This is a genomic window from Paenibacillus sp. P32E (assembly GCF_001909085.1).
Lineage (GTDB): Bacteria > Bacillota > Bacilli > Paenibacillales > Paenibacillaceae > Paenibacillus_AQ > Paenibacillus_AQ helianthi.
Window position 1 is genome coordinate 244185 of sequence record NZ_LVYY01000068.1, and the last position, 18482, is coordinate 262666.

Sequence of the window (18482 nt, forward strand, 5' to 3'; positions counted from 1 at the left end):
AATGGGCGTAGGGAGATTTCATCTCAAAGGTTTGCAGAGCTGGCTTGTGCCTCTGATTCTGTGTGTCATGCTGTGGGCATTTCTGTATCCGACATTCACCGCCAGCGCCGAGGAGGCTCTTCCGAAGAATGTGCTGGTACTTCATTCCTATCAGAAGGGTTTCGAGTGGACGGATGAACAAAGCACGGGTATCGAAGAGACTCTGAAAGGTACAGGCAATGTGCCTTTGATCTATACGGAGTATATGGACTGGAAACGCTACCCAAGCCAGGAAAATCTCCAGCAATTGTACAATAGATTGAAGTTCAAATACCAGAATAGCCCTATCGATGCCATCATTACCACAGATGACGCCGCGCTTAGCTTCGCCTTGAAATACCGGCAGGAGCTCCTGCACGATGCGCCGATTATATTCAGTGGTGTCAATGAACGGGGTGTGGCCAGCATCCGGGACAAGCATAATCTGACCGGTGTGATCGAACAGATCAACTCTTCCCAAACGATACAAATGGCACTGCATATTAACCCCCTGATCCGCAAGGTGTATGTTGTATTTGACAACTCTGAAAGCGGACTCTCCACGGGCCAAATGGTTATGGATCAGATTACCTCGCTCCATCGGGGTCTCGAGATCATTCCTATGAACCGTTTCTCCATTGAACAAATCAAACAAAACGTCTCTTCCCTTTCTTCAGACAGTATTGTGCTGATGACTACATATTATAGCGATTCCACCGGCAGAATTATCGAGTTTGATAGATTCGCCAGTGAGCTGGCGGACAGCAGCAGCGTACCGGTATACCATTTATATGATTTCGGCCTGAACCATGGAGCTTTTGGCGGAAGCCTGATTAGCGGCAAAATCCAGGGCCAGACTTCAGCCAGCCTGGCGCTGCGTATTCTTCAGGGGGAACATGCCGATGAACTGCCCATTGTTACAGATGGCACCAAACGGAATGTTTTCGACTATAACGAGCTTCGGCATTTTGACATTTCCGTGAATAAGCTGCCGAAGGGCAGCGAGATTATCAACAAACCTTTTTCCTTCTATGAAACCTATAAGACGCTGGTTCTGAGCATTATCGCTGCTTTTGCCGTGCTGGTGACCTTTATCTTTATCTTGTTGTTCTACGTCCAGCTGGTGAAGCGGATGAGAAGCAACCTGGAGAAAAGCAATGAGCGCTTTAGTCTCGCTGCCTATGGTTCGGATGCGGTGATCTGGGACGTGGATATGTCCACAATGATCTATTATTTCTCGGACAGCTGGTATGAGCTGCTGGGCTATGAACGTGATGAGATTAATGAGAGCCATGGGGGATGGAGGGACATTGTCCATCCTGAGGATGCAGAGCAGCAGGAAAAAGCGCGGTCACAGCATCTGGAGGGACGCTCTTCCTATTATTATGCGGAATACCGGATGCGCTCTAAGTCAGGGGAGTATAAATGGTTTCAGGCCCGGGGTAAAGTGCTGCGGAATGCAGCCGGAGGGTATGTCCGTTTTGCAGGATCGATGATTGATGTTACGGACCGTAAGGGCTATGAGAGTAAGCTCCAAATGAGCTATCAGGAGCTGGAGTCCACTTATGAGGAGCTTACGGCACTGCAGGATGAGCTTCTGGAGCAGTATAACAAGGTCGTGGAGAATCAGGAGCTGCTGCAGACCAGTGAAGAGAAATACCGGTATTTGGCCTATAACGATATCCTGAGCGGTCTGCCAAACCGTCTGTCACTCTCTGAAGAGCTGGAGAATTTTATCGAAGAGCATCCGGACGGGCAAGCCGCACTCTTTTTTCTCGATATCGATAACTTTAAATACATTAATGACACCATGGGCCACACCTTGGGTGATCAGCTGCTGGTGAAGGCGGGTGAACGGCTGCTGGAATTATCAGACGGGCGGTGTTTGCATTTCCGTTTTGGCGGGGATGAGTTTGTGATTCTGATCAAGGATATTGACGGATATTCTGAGGTGGTTTTCTGTGCGGAGTCGCTGGTTCAGGGCTTCGGTGAGCCTTTTGAGCTTAATGACAGCAGTGTGCATATCTCGGTCAGTATCGGAATTGCCAGGTATCCGGAGAATGGGACCAGTGCCGGTGAGCTGTTGAAGAATGCCGATATCGCGATGTATAAGGCGAAGGAGGAAGGCAAGGGCACTTATGTCATGTATGGTGAGGAGATGCAGCGGCATTTTGATGAACGGATGATTGTGGAGCATCACTTAAGAAATGCGATTGCGAACAATGAGTTGTCGCTGCACTATCAGCCGCTGGTGGATATCGGCTCAGGAGACATCTGGGGCTTTGAGGCATTGCTCCGCTGGAACAGTCCTGTGCTTGGCTTTGTGTCTCCGCTGTCATTTATCACGATCGCCGAGGATTGCCGGCTGATTGTTCCGATTGGCGAATGGGTCCTCCGGAATGCCTGCCGCTTCACGAAGGAGCTGCACGCACAGGGTTACGAAGGTTATCGCATCTCGGTCAATATCTCAGTGATCCAGCTGATGCTGGATGACTTCACGGAAATGGTACTGACTATACTTAGGGAAACTGGGCTTGCACCGGAGTATCTGGAGCTGGAGATTACGGAGTCGATCTTTATGGAATCCTTCGAAGCGATCAGCTCCAAGCTGGAATCTCTGAAGCAGAAGGGGATTGGTATTGCGCTGGACGACTTCGGGACAGGTTACTCCTCACTGAGTTATCTGAAGCAGCTGCCGATTACCACACTGAAGATCGATAAGTCTTTTATCGACAGTATTGATGCACCGAACAATATGTCGCTGGCCAGCTCCATTGTCACTATCGGACATGATATGGGACTGAACGTAACCGCCGAAGGCGTAGAGACACAGGACCAGCTGGCTTTCCTGGAGCGTACAAACTGTGATAAGATCCAGGGCTACTTTATCAGCAGACCGATCCCGGAAAAAGAGGTCGTCGCCTGGGTTGCCGCCAGAACTGCCGGCTGAACCTGAGGAGAATTTGAGAGTCAATGTCCGAAGCGCAAATGGCCAATCCGCTCTGAAACAACGGCAGAAACGCCGTTGTTGGAGCGCCGATGGCAGCCACTGTAGAGAGGGTAATCATTTGTACCTTTTTTCAGGGTGCAATAGCTTCTACTTCAATTTCAATCAGCAGATCGGGGTCGATCAGCGCTTGTACCTCAACCATTGTCGCAACAGGCTGAATATCCTTGAAAAACTCCCCATGAGCTTTTCCGAATTCCTCCCATTTGGAGATATCCGTAACAAACATTCTGGTTCTTACAACATTTGCGAGGCCTGCGCCCAATTCGCCAAGCGCCTTCTCAATAATCTCCAGGATATACCGGGTCTGCCCATAGGGATCCCCTTTACCGACAACTTCCCCGTCCTTCATCGCTGTTGTTCCTGCCACTTCAATTCGGGTCCCAACCCGGATGGCCCTGCAGTACCCTACAGTTGACTCCCAAGGCGAGCCTGTAAACACTTGTTTTCGCTCCATAATGGCTCCTCTCCATTCTAGGCTTGTTCTATTTTTTTGTGGTGCTGTTTCCAGCATCCTAAACCATATATCCTATCTAAACTGATATTTACCCATACGTAAGTTCTTTAGCTCATTTCATATCCTCTGTATTTCAGCGGTTGTCCCCGGGAGCAGCTTCTACGCTGTGAATGTAATCCTTCATTTGAAGCATATCCAGCAGGGCAATCTCCCTGCCCTTGAACTGAATCCAGCCCTGATCACGCAGAATCCCCATTTCACGGGAAAGTGAAGGCCTTGCTGTATTTAAATGCTCTGCCCATTCTTTCCTGCTGAAAGGAAGGCGGATCTGATCGGAAGACTGCAGTTCGGCCTGTTCCAGCAGGAAATCGACAATCCGGCGCCGCAATGGGCCTGCGGAGAGTATCTCGATTTTCCGGTTGACCAGCACCAGACGCTCGGACAGGTTCTCAATGAACCGGGTCAGCATGTCTGTATCTGCCGTGAACATGCGCAGGAGCTCCTGCTTGCCGATGAACATAATGGTACAGGGGTCAGCGGCGGTTGCCGTGGCGGGAACGCTGTTGTTCCTGCGGAACAGTACGGCTTCGCCAATGGTCTGACCTTGATTCAGATGGGCGATGGTGACACCGCTGCCGGTAGGATGGTTCTTCTGCACCTCCACCCGCCCGGAGAGCACGATGCCTAGACGGTCAGCCGTATCACCCTCAGCCAGGATTACGGCTTTCTTCGGATACTCGCTGACGGTGTAGATCATCTTTTGCAGCAGCGCTTCAATCTCTTCCACAGACCGTCCCCGAAACAGCAGACAGGCCTGCAGCACAGCAGGGTGCGGTTTCATAGATTTCCTCCTGAATTTTAAGTATCCGGTAACATCCGTTACCGATTGTTCGACGAAAGTCTACTACAATTACTGGTAACTGTAAAGGCGGGATGAAGAGGTCCTCGCAAGGTTCCAATAACCCATAAGGAGTGAATGTGAATGAGCGAAATGTTCTGTTTTCAATGTCAGGAGGCAGCAAAGGGGTCAGGCTGTACGATCCAGGGCGTCTGCGGCAAAACCAGCGAGGTGGCTAATCTCCAGGATCTGCTGCTGTATACGCTAAAAGGCATTGCGATCTTTGCACAGCGGGGCCGCGAACTCGGGATCACCGATCCGGCTACGGAGAAATTTATGACCGGGAGCATGTTTGCCACCATCACCAATGCAAACTTCACCCCGGAGCATTTTACCGCAAGCATCAGGGAAGGTGTGAGGCTTCGTGACCAGTGGAGAGACAGACTGAAGCTGGCAGGGGCAGAGGTTGCCCTTACCGGTCATGACGCAGCCCTCTGGTTTGCCGGTACGGACGAGGAGCTGATGCTGAAAGCACAAGAGGTAGGTGTTCTGGCCACAGAGCATGAGGATATCCGTTCCCTGCGCGAGCTGCTGACCTATGGGCTGAAAGGGATGGCGGCCTATATGGAGCATGCGGCGGTGCTGGGTTATTACGAACCCGGTGCACAGGCTTTTATGGAAAAAGGGTTGGCTGCGGCACTGGATGACACACTAAGTGGTGATGAGTTGACGGCACTTGTTCTGGAATGCGGGAAGCTGGGTGTGGATGTGATGGCGCTGCTGGACCGGGCGAATACAACGACTTATGGCAACCCGGAGATCACCAAGGTGAATATCGGCGTGGGAACCCGTCCGGGAATTCTGATCAGCGGGCATGACCTGAAGGATATGGAGGCGCTCCTGAAGCAGACGGAAGGGACCGGAGTGGATGTGTATACACACAGTGAGATGCTGCCGGCCCACTATTATCCTGCCTTCAAAAAGTACAGCCATTTCGTAGGCAATTACGGGAACGCCTGGTGGAAGCAAACCGAGGAATTTGCTAGCTTTAATGGTCCGATTCTGATGACTACGAACTGTATTGTACCTCCTAAGGAGAGCTATATAAACCGTCTGTACACCACAGGTCATACCGGCTTCCCCGGAGTGCAGCATATTGCGGCTGATGAGAACGGAGAGAAGGATTTCTCTGCGGTCATCGAACAGGCCAAGAACTGCGATGCACCGACTGAAATCGAGACCGGAGAGATTGTTGGCGGCTTCGCCCATGCTGCGGTAATGAATGTGGCCGATCAGGTGGTAGAAGCGGTACAGAGCGGCGCGATCAAGCAGTTCTTCGTGATGGCAGGCTGCGACGGCCGGATGAAGAGCCGGAATTACTATACCGATTTCGCTGCCGAACTGCCGGAGGATACAGTGATCCTGACGGCGGGTTGCGCGAAGTATAAATACAATAAGCTGGCGCTTGGTGAGATCGGCGGGATTCCCCGCGTGCTGGATGCCGGACAATGCAACGACTCCTATTCTCTGGTCGTTATTGCGCTGAAGCTGAAAGAGGTATTCGGATTGGATGACATTAATGATCTGCCGATTGCCTACAATATTGCCTGGTACGAGCAAAAGGCAGTTATTGTCCTGCTGGCCCTGCTGCATCTGGGGGTCAAGAATATTCACCTCGGCCCGACGCTGCCGGCCTTCCTCTCCCCGAACGTGGCCCAGGTGCTGGTAGACACCTTCGGGATTAGCGGTATTACAACTGTAAAAGAGGATATGGAGCATTTTATCGCTGCTGTGTAACAAGTGCTCTTTCTTGAAATAAAGCAACCATATATAGTCATGTAAAACAGCGATTCTCCGATATTGGAGAATCGCTGTTTTCGTGATTGATCTGCCGCCGTTGGCTCCACAGATGAACTGTGACTGGCATGCGCCTAAGGGAACTGTGCGAGCTGTGAGCCCCACACAGTTCGCCCAGTCTGTTCAACCAAAGGTATTTATACCTTTGAATGTGGCCAAGTGAGCTCAGTCTGCTCAACCAAAGGTATTTATACCTTTGAATGTGGCCAAGTGAGCCCAGTCTGCTCAACCAAAGGTATTTATACCTTTGAATGTGGCCAAGTGAGCTCAGTCTGCTCAACCAAAGGTATTTATACCTTTGAATGTGGCCAAGTGAGCTCAGTCTGCTCAACCAAAGGTATTTATACCTTTGAATGTGGCCAAGTGAGCCCAGTCTGCTCAACCAAAAGTATTTATACCTTTGAATGTGGCCAAGTGAGCCCAGTCTGTTCAACCAAAGGTATTTATACCTTTGAATGTGGCCAAGTGAGCCCAGTCTGTTCAACCAAAGGTATTTATACCTTTGAATTCGGCCTTCGGTACCAAAACAAAGGCCCGTTAGGATGCCCTTGGCCAGCCCTTTTTTCTTATGCCGCTTCCGTTACGGCAGCCGGTAGTAGGCGAACGGCTCGCCGTGCCGGAAGGCCCGGCTGGCTTCGTCCAGCCGGTGCAGGGTTCCATCGTCCAGAGTGAGTGAAGCGCTCTGAATGCTTTCTTGCAGCTGCGCGGTCTTCGTAGCGCCGACAATAACGGTGGAGACGGCTGGCTGGTGCATCAGCCAGGCCAGCGACAGCACGGTGGGGGAGGTCTCCAGCTCAGTGGCGATGCCTCCCACCGCATCGCCAAGGGCGATCCGGTCTTTGTTCAGGAAGCGGCTGAAGTTCGGATCGGTCTGCGCTCTGGAGCCGGCAGGCGCAGGCCCGCTCCCGCCATATTTGCCTGTGAGTATACCTCCGGCCAGCGGGAAGTAAGGGATAATGCCGATTCCCTGATCCAGACAGAGGGGAAGCAGCTCGCCCTCTGGGGTGCGGTCGGCAAGAGAATAGCTGGTCTGAATGGAGACATACTTGACCAGATTGCGGGCTTCGCTAATTCCCAGTGCCTTCATGAGCTCCCAGGCGGCATAATTGGAAGCGCCGATATAGCGGACCTTGCCTGCGGATACCATATCATCTAAGGTACGGAGGGTTTCTTCCAGCGGTGTATAGGGATCGAAGGTATGTATCTGATACAGATCCACATAGTCTGTCTTCAGGCGGCGCAGGCTTCCCTCCAGCTCCTGCATCAGATGATGACGGGAAGAGCCGCTGCCCCCGGGTCCTCCATGTACCGGCAGCCCTGCCTTGGTAGCCAGGACCGCTTTCTGCCGTCTCCCCTCAAGCGCCAGTCCGATAATTCGCTCCGATTCTGTCCCGGCATAAATATTCGCGGTATCTATAAAGTTAATTCCCAGATCGAGCGCGGCATGAACAATGTCAATGGAGGTCTGCTCATCGGCTCTTTTTCCAAATGCATTGGTTCCGAGGCCCAGCGCAGAGACCTGCAGCCCGCTGTGGCCCAAACGGTTAAATTTCACTTCATCTCACTCCTTTTTCATTCCATCTGAACAGTTATACTCGTCCGTCCTGGATGGACTTGGTACAGCAGTACCGGACTCCGAGGTTAGCCGCAGCGCGGTATCCATGAACAATCTGACGGCAATCGAAACTTCTGCAAGGGAGTTGACCGCGAGATGAATATCCCGGTAGGCATCGGGAGCAAGCTCCCGGATAATCACACCCGGAGGAAGCGAGAGCAGTGAGAGCTGGGACATCACGCCCACAGCCAGCCCTTCCTTCACCATACTCAGTGCAGTCATATAGCTGCTGACCTCATATTTTACATTGAGGTTACTGTCAGCCCTCTTGAATAAATCAACTACCGGAGGCTCATACCCGGATCTGCAGATCAGCATCGGCTCATCTTCCAGATCCTTCACGCAAATGACATGCTTGTGCCGGAGCGGATGGTCATCCTGGAGTACAGCATACAGCTTCTCCCGATAAAGCGGAACGGAGTCGAACTCCCCTTCCGGCGGAATGATCAGTCCCACATCGATGATCCGGGCTTCCAGCCATTCCTTCACCTCGGCTACGGTTCCTTCAAACAGCCTGATCTCAATTTCGGTGTAGCTTGCCGCGATTTCGCGAATAATCTTCGGTACCAGGTGGGCCGAGGCAACCGGAAATGCCCCGATCCGGATCAGCCCCTTCTCTAGCCCCTTCTCAGCGGCGATCTCCTGTTCCACTTTGTCATACCCGATCAGAATCTCGCGGAAAACAACAAGGACGCGCTTGCCAATATCGGTCAGCATCAGCCCGTTGCGCCGGTCCCGCAGCAGCAGCTTTACCGCAAGCTCCGCCTCCAGTGCAGAGATTGCCCGGCTGACTGCCGGCTGGGTCATATTCATTTCCAATCCGGCTTTGGTGAAGCTGCCGCTTTCGGCGATGCTGACAAACAAACGAATTTGAGTATTATTCATATCAGATTTGGTATGCCCCTTATGAGTATAATTCATTTCAATTATAACTAATTTTAATGTATCATTAGGTTGAAAATAGAACAAGAGGTGAATACATGCATCAGCAGAGAAAGACCATTGCTTTGCTTATCTTTCTGGTTATTGTCTGGGGCATCAATTGGCCTCTTTCCAAAATTGCTCTACATTACGCTCCGCCGCTTTTGTTTGCTGGCATCCGAACCGTGATCGCCGGTATAATTCTGATATTCGCTGCGCTTCCGAAGTGGAAGAAGCTTGATTTTAAGCGGCTGTGGCCGGTCTATCTGATTTCGGCTTTTCTAAGTATCGTCTTCTATTATGGCTTCCAGACCATTGGCCTGCAGTATGTGCCCTCCGGCCTGTTCTCGGCCATTGTCTTCCTGCAGCCGGTGCTGCTCGGTATCTTCGCCTGGATCTGGCTGGGGGAGAGCATGTACGGCCTGAAGCTGGCCGGTCTCCTGCTTGGTTTTCTCGGTGTGGCCTCGCTCAGCATCGGCGGCTTCAACGGGAGCATCTCGGTCCAGGGAATTGTGCTCGCCTTGGCCAGTGCGCTCAGTTGGGCGTTTGCCACCGTCTATACCAAACGCAATGCGGCGCGGGTAGATATGCTCTGGATGACCGCCATGCAGATTATGATCGGCGGCATCATTCTGCTGGCTGCAGGGTCGGTGACCGAGAGCTGGGCGGATATCACCTGGAATGCGGCTTTTATCTTGAACACCCTGTTTATTTCCGTATTTGTGATTGCTCTGGGCTGGATGGTATATTTCAATCTTATTAAGGATGGGGAGGCGGGCAGAGTAGGTTCATTCACCTTCCTGATTCCGCTAATCTCTATAGGTTCAAGTGTCGTGCTGCTGCATGAGCAGATTACCTTGAATCTGGTGATTGGCCTGCTGCTTATTGTGAGCAGCATTGTTCTGGTTAATGTTAGAATAAGCCGAAGAACCCTAAGACGTCCTACTCATTAATTGGAGGTGTACCATGTATATCAAAGCTTCTGAACAAACGGCGCATGATAACTACAAGCTGCTGATCGGCAGTATTATTCCCCGGCCCATTGCCTTTGTCACCTCGATGAACGAACAAGGCGTAGTGAACGCCGCCCCATTTAGCTTTTTTAATATTGTGAATGATGAACCTCCAATGATTATGATCTCCTGTGTGCGCAAGGCAACCGGAGAGATGAAGCACACCGCAAGCAATATTCTGGGAAATGGAGAGTTTGTTGTACATATCGTGGACGAGGATAATGTTGGCGCCATTAATCATACCTCGATCAATGCCCCTGAAGGCATCAGCGAGGTGGAGTTGGCTGGACTTACGCCAATACCCGGGCAGATGATCCGGGTTCCGCGTATAGAGGAGTGCAGGATCGCCATGGAATGCCGCCTCGTACGGCATGTGGAGCTGGGACACTGCGATATGCTGGTCGGTGAAGTGCTCTGTTTCTATATAGAGGATGAACTGATTCAGGGCGGGCGCATTGACGCTGCCAAGCTGAAGCCGGTCAGCCGTCTTGCCGGAGCTTCTTATGCGGCCATCGGCCGGACGTTTGAGCTAGAAAGACCCCAGTACGAATCTTGAGCGCTCGGAAAAGAGACCCAGCAGGATGCCGCCACGCGGCTCTGCAGGGTCTCTTTGTTTTTTTGGCGATTCATGCTGTATGTAGAGGATTCTGGTGGTTATTCGATGGGAATAGCGCCGGATTCTCTGCATTTTTGTTTCAGGCTCTTGGCTGTAAACGTAATTCCCCCGCCGGGTTTAGCAATCTCTAAGGAATACCCGTCTATGGTTACTGATGCATTATGAATGGCGCTAGCTGTGATTTGCTGGCCTGCCACAAGGAGCGATCCGGGAAGGGACTCACCGCTGACATTCTGAGCTGTGATCGTTCCCTCTGCTTCCATAGCGGAGTCGGAGCACATGGAACCATCCTTCGCAAAATAAATATCGCCGCAGGAACACAGCGTGCTCCGGCCAATCCCTTCCCCATGAATATGGATATCTCCGCCGGATTTAATGATGCTGTTCTGTGCCCCCGAAATATCGATCCGGACTTGCTCCTCCTGCATGAGGGAGATTCCCTCGATAAGGTTTTTAAGCAGACTCAGAAAAGAGCCTATTCCCGCATCCGTAATGAGGTCGGTAAAATGTCCGGGTCTCAGAAAAATATCCATCATGTGCCTCACAATTTTGGTATCCTGCGGGTAGTCAGCGCTCAAGTCCGACAACAGTTCCCGCATATCGCTAATCAGAAGGGGAAGATGCTCATATTTGCTCTCCAGCAGCAGCATAATGACTAGGCCGTACTTTACCGTCTGCATCGTGGACTCGACCGTCTCGGCAAGGTTCTTAGCTGCTTCTCTCAGACTGGAGATCTCTTGGATCAGCAGCTCAGAAAAGCTGCACAGACGGTGGTGTGCGGCGCCGAACGCTCCGGCATACAATTCACTATCGACGGCCTTGCCGCTGATAAATATACTGCCTGTTGCTGCAATTCTGGAATTGTGAACGTCACCGTATATGTATACATTACCCAAGGCTTCAATCACCGTGTTCTTGTTCAGAGGATGAGCTGCAATGACATCTCCCGGGAACCTGATGGTGGCTGGTTCCACGGCATCATTCTGCGGAACCACATAGGTTTGGGGGAAATCAATCGTTTTCACAAAGGTTCCGTTTCCGGTAATACGCGGTCTGCCTTTACAGCGGGCAGAGATCTGTCCCCCCGGAAGCAGTGACGCATAATGTCCGGTCAATAGAGTAAGGTCCCGCGGCGGGGGCGGGGGAAGGACACCTCCGTACACGGTGAATCCAGGCAGGCCCTCTTGGGGTGGCAGCTTCTGTGCAAACACTTCGCCTTCCTGGACAGTAAGGAATTCACCGTGGCAGGATTCATCTTCAGAAAGGCATGTCCCCTTAAATGCATTTTCTATTTTCTTCTGAAACAGCAGCTCCAGCCTCGCATTGGTCCCGGGTACGGGAGCCTTGCCTTCTGCTATGCAGACAGGAAGATAGGTCGGGTTGTTCAGCTCCTCATAGAGAGCGGGGATGTTGAGCGAGCTGACAATGGAGCTTTTCTCAAGGCCAGACATAATCTGCGCTATCGACAGAACGGACAACAAGGAATCACGGTTCATTTCTGCACGTACAGTGACATTGGCTGAAGCCGGACTGTTGACCAGGTTCCAGGCATATCTTTCGGCACGGTAAAGCGTAAAGTACACTTTGAGCTTATCATCGGATACGGTAATCTGGTATTGTGGCTTCTCGCAAATCTCCCAGGTGAGATCATCTGCAGACGTGATTGGAGTTGGCTCTGTGAGGGTTTGTCCATTGATCTTAAGAATTACGGGATGGACAGCTGAAATTACAGCCGGCATGCCGCCAGGCAGAGGAGGGGTGATGAAAATTTGGTTGTTCTGGATAATGATAACGCCGTTCTTCGCTCTGTCTGTTCCGCCAAACGTCTGAGCATCCACAGAATAAAGATCCATGAGATCGTGCTTTCCAAGAAGCATGGAAGCAATGAACTCGTACCGTGAACGTTCGATAATATGCTGCGGCATTCTCGTAACCTCACTTTTCGTATAATCAATGGTATCTGTACAGAAAGAACATCATGGAGCCGTGATGCGATATCTTGGGATATCCGACCAAATGGCGTCTCTATTGGCAACCTGGCGACCATAAAACAGCAATAACTGTACTCTTAGGCCCATGGCTTTGCGTCCTGTCCTTTCAGACAGTTTGCCTTTAGGAATAGATCAATGATATATACTCAGTACAAGGCCCATTTAAATCGACTACAATCGACAAAAAAATGGTCAATACTGGCACTCTGTCCAATAAAAACTTCAGCAAACAACATTAATTCTAGTACTTAAGTAGCGAATTTTCAACTGGAATAATTGATTTAGACTATAAATAATGATAAATGTAACTAATTGTTGATTTATTGTAAATTAAATGTAATTAAGGATTTTTTTCTGTTTATTGAATTCTAAACTAAAAGGGGATTTAGCGGGGGATTATGGCCGATACTCCAGAAAAAAAGGACGCTCCCAAGCCTAAAGCTTGTGGGAGAGTCCTTTTTGTATGAAGTGTATAGCGCGGGCTGCCTCAGTCTTGCTGTTCTGCGGTGCGGCTGATATCACTACGTAGTCGGCCTGTTCGATTTCCTCCAGCACCCGGTTCAGGTGGGAGAAGACCGCGCCGAGATCGCGGATGGAAGTCAGTGAGCATTGTCCCTGCAGCTCCGAGAACCAGGCTAGCTGAAGATCACGGGCCCGGCGCAGTGACTCGGGAAGCGAATGCTGACTTTCGGCATCTGAGAGTGTTTTGGTACCATAGAGCGCGATACAGTCTGCGGTGGCAGTTACGATCTCTGCCATCCAGTCAGCCGCAGCATGATGTGTTGGCAGCAGCGCAATTTCTGAGCTGATCTCCTTGACATAGCATTGTATTTGCTTGAGATGTGCAGTGGCCTGGGAGAGTCCGCGAAGCTCGCTGCGGCACTGGTAATGCGTTAGGGTATAATGTAGTTCCTTTTGCTGTTGCTCGCTCTTGGCCAGCAGCGAAGCGGAACGTGCCAGCGTATCCGAAACCGGAGGCGCTCCCCGTCCGCCACCCGCAAGGCCGCTTAGGGCATCAGCCAGCAGCAGACTGCCTTCGAGTGCCAAGCCTTTCACCTTGACGAACCCCTTAGGCGGAACGATAATCATATTGATGATTAGCGCAATAATGACTCCGATAAGCGTTTCGGCGACCCGCCACTCGATATAATGGTCATGATAGAAGGTAAGGGCCAGAACAGAGGTTACACCGACCTGGGAGATGGCTTGGATATTAATCCGGCAGGCAGTAGCGACTCCGATACCAACCAGCAGCATCAGCAGAATGGAGAGCGCTCCGACATCGAAGAATCGTCCCACGATCAAGCTCACAATTCCGCCAAGCACAACGCCGGTCATCCGGTATACACCCTTTTCAAAGGAAGCCTTGACGCTTCCCTGAGTGATCAGAATTGCCGCCAGTGGAGCGAAATATAAGTAGCTGTCTCCATACAAGGTGTGCACCGTCAGCCAGGAGAGTGAAGCAGCCAGTGTAACGCGTATCATATATAAAGACAGTCCGAATTTCTCCAGGCGGTCCTGTAATCCTTCGTTCATGAGGGTCATCTTCTTTCAGGTTATTAAGAGAAAAAATGAAATAACTTTCAGCCGTTTTCATTATAGCACCGCAAAACGGGCCGGAAGAGCCTTAATTTTTACGAACTTGTTAAGTTTCCGGTGCTGATTTTCACCAATGTATGCTATCGCATATATAGGACTTATCCTTTATGCTGTATATTATGGAAGTATGTCGAAGGAAGGGGGGAACTGTCGCTTATTCGCGCTGAGCATGCCATTTCGATTTCCTCCCGCAAGAAGCGGGTAAAATAGGTTGTATTACATAAGGTAAGGGAGGTTGTTAGCTATAGCTACCCCGGAAGGCACTATTATTTCTTTTGACCAGGTGGTTAAACAATACGACGATGAAGAGCCGGTACTAAAAGGCGTCAGCTTCGAGATCGAACGCGGCAAGTTCTATACCCTGCTGGGCCCTTCGGGCTGTGGCAAGACGACTATTCTGCGGTTGATCGCCGGCTTCGCCGAGCCCACGGAAGGCTCGATTGTTCTCAATGGCCAATTAATCAACCACATTCCCGCTAATGAACGGCAGGTCAATACAGTTTTTCAGGATTATGCCCTGTTTCCGCACCTGAACGTATTCGAGAATGTGGCCTTCGGACTGCGCATTAAAAAGCTTAAGAAGGATGTGATCACGCAAAAGGTGCAGGAAGCGCTGCGCTTTGTGAACCTCGTAGGCTACGATCAGCGCGCCATTAATGAAATGTCCGGCGGACAAAGACAGCGTGTAGCGATTGCCCGCGCCATCGTCAACGAGCCACAGGTGCTGCTGCTGGATGAGCCGTTATCTGCGCTGGATCTGAAGCTTCGTACAGAGATGCAATATATTCTGCGGGAAATGCAGCAGCGGCTGGGTATTACCTTCATCTTCGTGACCCATGACCAGGAAGAGGCGCTCGCGATGTCGGACTGGATCTTCGTCATGAACGGCGGACGGATCGAACAGAGTGGCACGCCCAATGATATTTATGATGAGCCGATCAACCGCTTCGTGGCCGATTTCATCGGAGAGTCGAATATTGTACCGGGTGTGATGATTGACGACTACCTCGTGGAGTGGGGCGGGCACCGGTTTGAATGTGTCGATGCGGGGCTCAAACGGAATGAGGCGGTAGAGATTGTCATTCGTCCTGAGGACCTGGAAATTACCACGCTTGAGCAGGGCAAGCTGCGCGTGCGTGTGGATTCCCAGCTGTTCCGGGGCGTACATTACGAGATCAGCTGCTATGATGAATCCGGCCATGAGTGGCTGGTCCATTCTACCCGGAAGGCCGAGGTCGGCAGTGAAATCGGGCTTTATTTTGACCCGGAAGCGATTCATGTTATGCGTTTCGGTGAAACGGAGGAAGAATTCGACAAACGTCTGGAAGCGTACGGCGAGGTGGAAAGCCATGAACAGTAAGGGCCGGTCGTATGTTCTCATCCCTTATTACTTGTGGATCGCGCTGTTTGTCATCGCACCGGTGCTGCTGGTCCTCTATTATTCCCTGTTTGACCTGGACGGGCATCTCACTCTGGATAACTATATTAATTTCTTCACACCAGTATATATGCGGATGATGCTTAACTCCTTCTGGTATGCATTCCTGATCACGGTGTTCTCGCTTTTGGTTGCTTATCCGGCAGCTTATCTGCTCACACGGACCAAGCATAAGCAGCTGTGGCTGCTGCTGATTATTCTCCCCACTTGGATTAATCTGCTGCTGAAGACGTATGCGTTCATCGGGATATTTGGCACCTTTGGGCCGATTAATAATTTCTTCGACCTGCTCGGGATCGGGGAACAGCAGATTCTGTTCACGGGTTTCAGCTTTGTATTTGTGTCGGTGTATATCTTTATTCCGTTCATGATCCTGCCGATCTTCAGCGCTCTGGAGGAGCTGAATTTGTCGCTGGTAGATGCCGCGCGCGATTTGGGCGCATCCGGGTGGACGACCTTCCGGCGGGTAATTTTCCCGCTGACGATCTCGGGAGTGCGTTCCGGCTGCATGGCGGTGTTCATTCCGGCCTTATCGCTGTTCATGATTACGCGCCTTATCGCCGGCAACCGTGTGATTACCCTGGGTACCGCGATTGAGCAGCATTTTCTGGTCACACAGGACTGGGGCATGGGCTCTACCGTTGCCGTCTTCCTGATCGTCATTATGGCGCTGTTCATGGTGCTGACGGGCGGTTCACGGAAAGGGGTGCGCTAGTGAGGAATAAAAACGGATTTGCCAACCTGTATCTGGTTCTGGTCTTCGCCGTGCTCTATGCACCGATTCTGTATCTGATGTATTACTCGTTCAATAGCGGGGGCACGATGCATGAATTCAAGGGCTTCACGCTGGAGTATTACCGCGAGGTCCTTCAGGATACCCGGCTGATGATTATTGTCATCAACACACTGGTCATTGCGCTGCTGTCTTCGGCGATGGCCACGCTGATCGCGATTATCGGCGCACTGGCCATTCAGCGTGTCCGCAGCCGGCGGGCCAAAAATACGCTGCTCTCGCTCAACAATGTGCTAATCGTCAGTCCCGACGTCATTATCGGGGCCTCCTTTCTCATCCTGTTCACCATTGTTGGCGTTAAGCTCGGCTTCACGTCAGTCCTGCTCTCGCATGTGGCATTCAGTGTGCCGATTGCTGTGCTGATGATCCTGCCGCATCTGCAGGAGATGAGCCCAACGCTGACCGATGCGGCCCGGGATCTCGGGGCCAGCCGCCGTGATGTGCTGACGAAGGTCGTGCTGCCGATTATCAAACCGGGGATTTTCAGCGGGTTTTTCATGGCCCTGACGTATTCACTGGATGATTTTGCGGTGACATTCTTTGTCACCGGGAATGGATATTCCACGCTGTCGGTGGAGATCTACTCCCGCGCGCGGCAAGGTGTATCTCTGTCGATCAATGCGCTGTCGACGCTGATCTTCCTGTTCACCATTCTGCTGGTGACCGGGTATTACTTCCTGAACCGCCGCAAGAACCGCCCGGCAGCCCCGCTCACCGAGCCTGCCGCCGAAATGGGGGTGCCTAGATGAAGCAACTGGTAAATGCTTTTCTGGCGATTCTTATTGTGGCCTTCGGGCTGATGTTCCTCGCGGCCCGGCTGAACTCGGCTGAGGGATATTCCGGGGGAAATACGCTGACCATCTACAACTGGGGCGATTATATTGAGCCTGAGCTGTTGAAGCAGTTCGAGAAAGAGACCGGAATCACGGTCATCTACCAGACGTTTGACTCCAATGAAGCTATGCTGACCAAGGTTGAGCAGGGCGGTACGAACTTCGATGTCGTGGTCCCGTCCGACTACGCCATTGCCAAAATGCGGGAAGAGAACCTGCTGCTGCCGCTGGATAAAAGCAAGATTCCGAATCTGGCCAACATCGATTCGCGGTTTATGAATCTGTCGTTCGATCCGGGGAACGTGTATTCCGTGCCCTATTTCTGGGGGACGGTCGGGATTATCTTCAACCCGGACATGACCAAGGGTATGGATTTCAGCAGCTGGGATTCCCTGTGGGACAGCAGGCTGAAGAATAATATCTTCCTTGTGGATGGTGCCCGCGAGGTCATGGGTATGGCGCTGAACAGCCTGCACTATTCGGTCAACGACAAGAATGAGGAGCATCTGCAGGAGGCGCTGGCCAAGCTTGACAGGCTCTCCCCTAACGTGAAGGCGATTGTCGGCGATGAGATCAAGATGCTGCTGGCGAATGAAGAAGCGGCTGTTGGGATCGTATGGTCCGGCGATGCTTCGGAAATCATGGACCAGAACGACAAGCTGGATTACGTGGTGCCAAAGGAAGGCTCGAACAAATGGTTCGATAACATGGTCATTCCGCGCAAGGCAGCCAACGTGGAAGGGGCACACAAGTTCATCAACTTCATGCTCCGCCCCGATGTGGCCGCCAAAAACGCAGAGTATGTCGGTTACTCCACTCCCAACATTCCGGCGCTGAAGCTGCTTCCCAAAGATATCTCCGGGGATACCCGCTTTTACCCGCCCGCCGAAATCACCGACAAGCTGGAGGTCTACGACAACCTCGGCAAACGGATGCTCGCTCACTACAACGAGCTATTCCTGCGCTTCAAGATGAACAAGAAGTGAGTGGCGAAAGGGATAGGGATGACCTGGTAATGGGCTGGGCTGAGATAGAACGGTTGGGAAGGCTGGGAAGGTTGGGAAAGATGGAAGAGATGTGAAATCCGGGAAAGCTGGAAGAGATATGAAATCCGAGAAAGCTGCGAAATCCGGAAAGTCTGGAAGGTCCAGAAAAGCTGGATAAGCTAGAAGAGCTAGAAAAGCTGGATAAGCTAGAAGAGCTAGAAGAGCTAGAAGAGCTAGAAGAGCTGGAAGAGCTGGAAGAGCTGGAAGAGCTGGATAAGCTGGAAAATCATCTATTGTTGCTGCTGTGCGAGGCTCCGGGAACGGGTCTGTACAAGCGCTTGGCAGCACACTCGGCAAAAAAAGAGCCTGACGTTGAACTACGCGTCAGGCTCTTTCCGTGGAGCCGTGGGTGGTGGAACCACGCCTAATGAGTTAAGAAGGCAGGCTGCGGCCTAAGTCGGGTGGTTTAGGCTATGGGGCCCCCGTAGCCCCCGTAGCCC

14 protein-coding genes and 1 riboswitch are annotated in these 18482 nt (G+C 51.6%); of the genes, 8 read left to right on the forward strand and 6 right to left on the reverse strand.

The window, feature by feature from the left end; all coding sequences use genetic code 11:
- Nucleotide 1 precedes the first annotated feature (1 nt).
- Nucleotides 2–2968 carry an ABC transporter substrate binding protein gene (locus A3848_RS28675; RefSeq protein ID WP_074088442.1) on the forward strand — a complete coding sequence of 989 codons (2967 nt, stop codon included), beginning with the start codon at nt 2–4 and terminating at the stop codon, nt 2966–2968.
- Between the two features lie 130 nt (nt 2969–3098).
- On the opposite strand, the gene A3848_RS28680 is transcribed toward A3848_RS28675, so the two are convergent.
- Together A3848_RS28680 and A3848_RS28685 are read right to left on the reverse strand one after the other, a co-directional pair.
- Entirely contained in the window at nt 3099–3482 is a 384-nt protein-coding gene (locus tag A3848_RS28680; RefSeq protein WP_074088443.1) for a RidA family protein, read from the reverse strand.
- 133 nt (nt 3483–3615) lie between these two features.
- The gene (locus A3848_RS28685) at nt 3616–4323 is read right to left on the reverse strand and encodes a Crp/Fnr family transcriptional regulator (RefSeq protein ID WP_074088444.1); all 708 of its coding nucleotides are present in this window, start codon (nt 4321–4323) and stop codon (nt 3616–3618) included.
- A gap of 141 nt (nt 4324–4464) precedes the next feature.
- On the opposite strand from A3848_RS28685, the gene hcp reads away from it, so the two are divergent.
- Entirely contained in the window at nt 4465–6117 is a 1653-nt protein-coding gene (gene hcp, locus A3848_RS28690) for a hydroxylamine reductase (protein ID WP_083612431.1), read from the forward strand.
- A gap of 640 nt (nt 6118–6757) precedes the next feature.
- Here hcp and A3848_RS28695 read toward each other — a convergent pair.
- A complete protein-coding gene (locus A3848_RS28695) occupies nt 6758–7732 on the reverse strand; it encodes an aldo/keto reductase (protein WP_074088445.1) in 975 nt (324 codons plus the stop codon).
- Between the two features lie 6 nt (nt 7733–7738).
- Nucleotides 7739–8677, reverse strand: coding sequence for a LysR family transcriptional regulator (locus tag A3848_RS28700; RefSeq protein ID WP_083612433.1), 939 nt, complete (start codon nt 8675–8677; stop codon nt 7739–7741).
- A 95-nt stretch (nt 8678–8772) separates the two neighbouring features.
- Here A3848_RS28700 and A3848_RS28705 point away from each other — a divergent pair, with 95 nt between their 5' ends.
- Nucleotides 8773–9666 (forward strand): DMT family transporter, encoded by an 894-nt coding sequence (locus A3848_RS28705; RefSeq protein ID WP_074088447.1) that lies wholly within the window; start codon nt 8773–8775, stop codon nt 9664–9666.
- Nucleotides 9667–9679: 13 nt separating this feature from the next.
- Nucleotides 9680–10282, forward strand: coding sequence for a flavin reductase family protein (locus A3848_RS28710; RefSeq protein WP_074088448.1), 603 nt, complete (start codon nt 9680–9682; stop codon nt 10280–10282).
- A gap of 98 nt (nt 10283–10380) precedes the next feature.
- Here A3848_RS28710 and A3848_RS28715 read toward each other — a convergent pair whose 3' ends face one another.
- Nucleotides 10381–12267 carry a flagellar assembly protein A gene (locus tag A3848_RS28715; RefSeq protein ID WP_074088449.1) on the reverse strand — a complete coding sequence of 629 codons (1887 nt, stop codon included), beginning with the start codon at nt 12265–12267 and terminating at the stop codon, nt 10381–10383.
- Nucleotides 12268–12369: 102 nt separating this feature from the next.
- Nucleotides 12370–12463, reverse strand: a riboswitch (cyclic di-GMP riboswitch).
- 305 nt (nt 12464–12768) lie between these two features.
- On the reverse strand, nt 12769–13869 hold the full coding sequence (locus tag A3848_RS28720) for an FUSC family protein (protein WP_074088450.1): 1101 nt from the start codon (nt 13867–13869) through the stop codon (nt 12769–12771).
- 298 nt (nt 13870–14167) lie between these two features.
- Between A3848_RS28720 and A3848_RS28725 the strand changes: the two genes are divergently transcribed.
- From A3848_RS28725 to A3848_RS28740, 4 genes are read left to right on the forward strand one after another with little or no spacing between them, the layout of a single operon-like run.
- Nucleotides 14168–15292: an ABC transporter ATP-binding protein gene (locus tag A3848_RS28725; protein WP_074088451.1), complete on the forward strand. Its 1125-nt coding sequence runs from the start codon at nt 14168–14170 to the stop codon at nt 15290–15292.
- The gene (locus A3848_RS28730; protein WP_074088452.1) at nt 15282–16085 is read left to right on the forward strand and encodes an ABC transporter permease; all 804 of its coding nucleotides are present in this window, start codon (nt 15282–15284) and stop codon (nt 16083–16085) included. Before A3848_RS28725 ends, A3848_RS28730 begins: the two co-directional genes overlap by 11 nt.
- Complete coding sequence (locus A3848_RS28735; protein WP_074088453.1) at nt 16085–16912, forward strand: ABC transporter permease; 828 nt, start codon at nt 16085–16087, stop codon at nt 16910–16912. Before A3848_RS28730 ends, A3848_RS28735 begins: the two co-directional genes overlap by 1 nt.
- Nucleotides 16909–17982, forward strand: a complete 1074-nt coding sequence (locus tag A3848_RS28740; protein WP_074088454.1) for an ABC transporter substrate-binding protein — start codon at nt 16909–16911, stop codon at nt 17980–17982. The genes A3848_RS28735 and A3848_RS28740 overlap by 4 nt, the downstream gene beginning before the upstream one ends.
- Nucleotides 17983–18482: the final 500 nt, after the last annotated feature.

What these genes read in the sequence shown, in the direction of transcription:
- A3848_RS28675 (WP_074088442.1), top strand. Translation starts at nt 2, where the DNA reads ATGGGCGTAGGGAGATTTCATCTCAAAGGTTTGCAGAGCTGGCTTGTG.
- A3848_RS28680 (WP_074088443.1), bottom strand. Translation starts at nt 3,482, where the DNA reads ATGGAGCGAAAACAAGTGTTTACAGGCTCGCCTTGGGAGTCAACTGTA.
- A3848_RS28685 (WP_074088444.1), bottom strand. Translation starts at nt 4,323, where the DNA reads ATGAAACCGCACCCTGCTGTGCTGCAGGCCTGTCTGCTGTTTCGGGGA.
- hcp (WP_083612431.1), top strand. Translation starts at nt 4,465, where the DNA reads ATGAGCGAAATGTTCTGTTTTCAATGTCAGGAGGCAGCAAAGGGGTCA.
- A3848_RS28700 (WP_083612433.1), bottom strand. Translation starts at nt 8,677, where the DNA reads ATGAATAATACTCAAATTCGTTTGTTTGTCAGCATCGCCGAAAGCGGC.
- A3848_RS28705 (WP_074088447.1), top strand. Translation starts at nt 8,773, where the DNA reads ATGCATCAGCAGAGAAAGACCATTGCTTTGCTTATCTTTCTGGTTATT.
- A3848_RS28710 (WP_074088448.1), top strand. Translation starts at nt 9,680, where the DNA reads ATGTATATCAAAGCTTCTGAACAAACGGCGCATGATAACTACAAGCTG.
- A3848_RS28715 (WP_074088449.1), bottom strand. Translation starts at nt 12,267, where the DNA reads ATGCCGCAGCATATTATCGAACGTTCACGGTACGAGTTCATTGCTTCC.
- A3848_RS28720 (WP_074088450.1), bottom strand. Translation starts at nt 13,869, where the DNA reads ATGAACGAAGGATTACAGGACCGCCTGGAGAAATTCGGACTGTCTTTA.
- A3848_RS28730 (WP_074088452.1), top strand. Translation starts at nt 15,282, where the DNA reads ATGAACAGTAAGGGCCGGTCGTATGTTCTCATCCCTTATTACTTGTGG.
- A3848_RS28740 (WP_074088454.1), top strand. Translation starts at nt 16,909, where the DNA reads ATGAAGCAACTGGTAAATGCTTTTCTGGCGATTCTTATTGTGGCCTTC.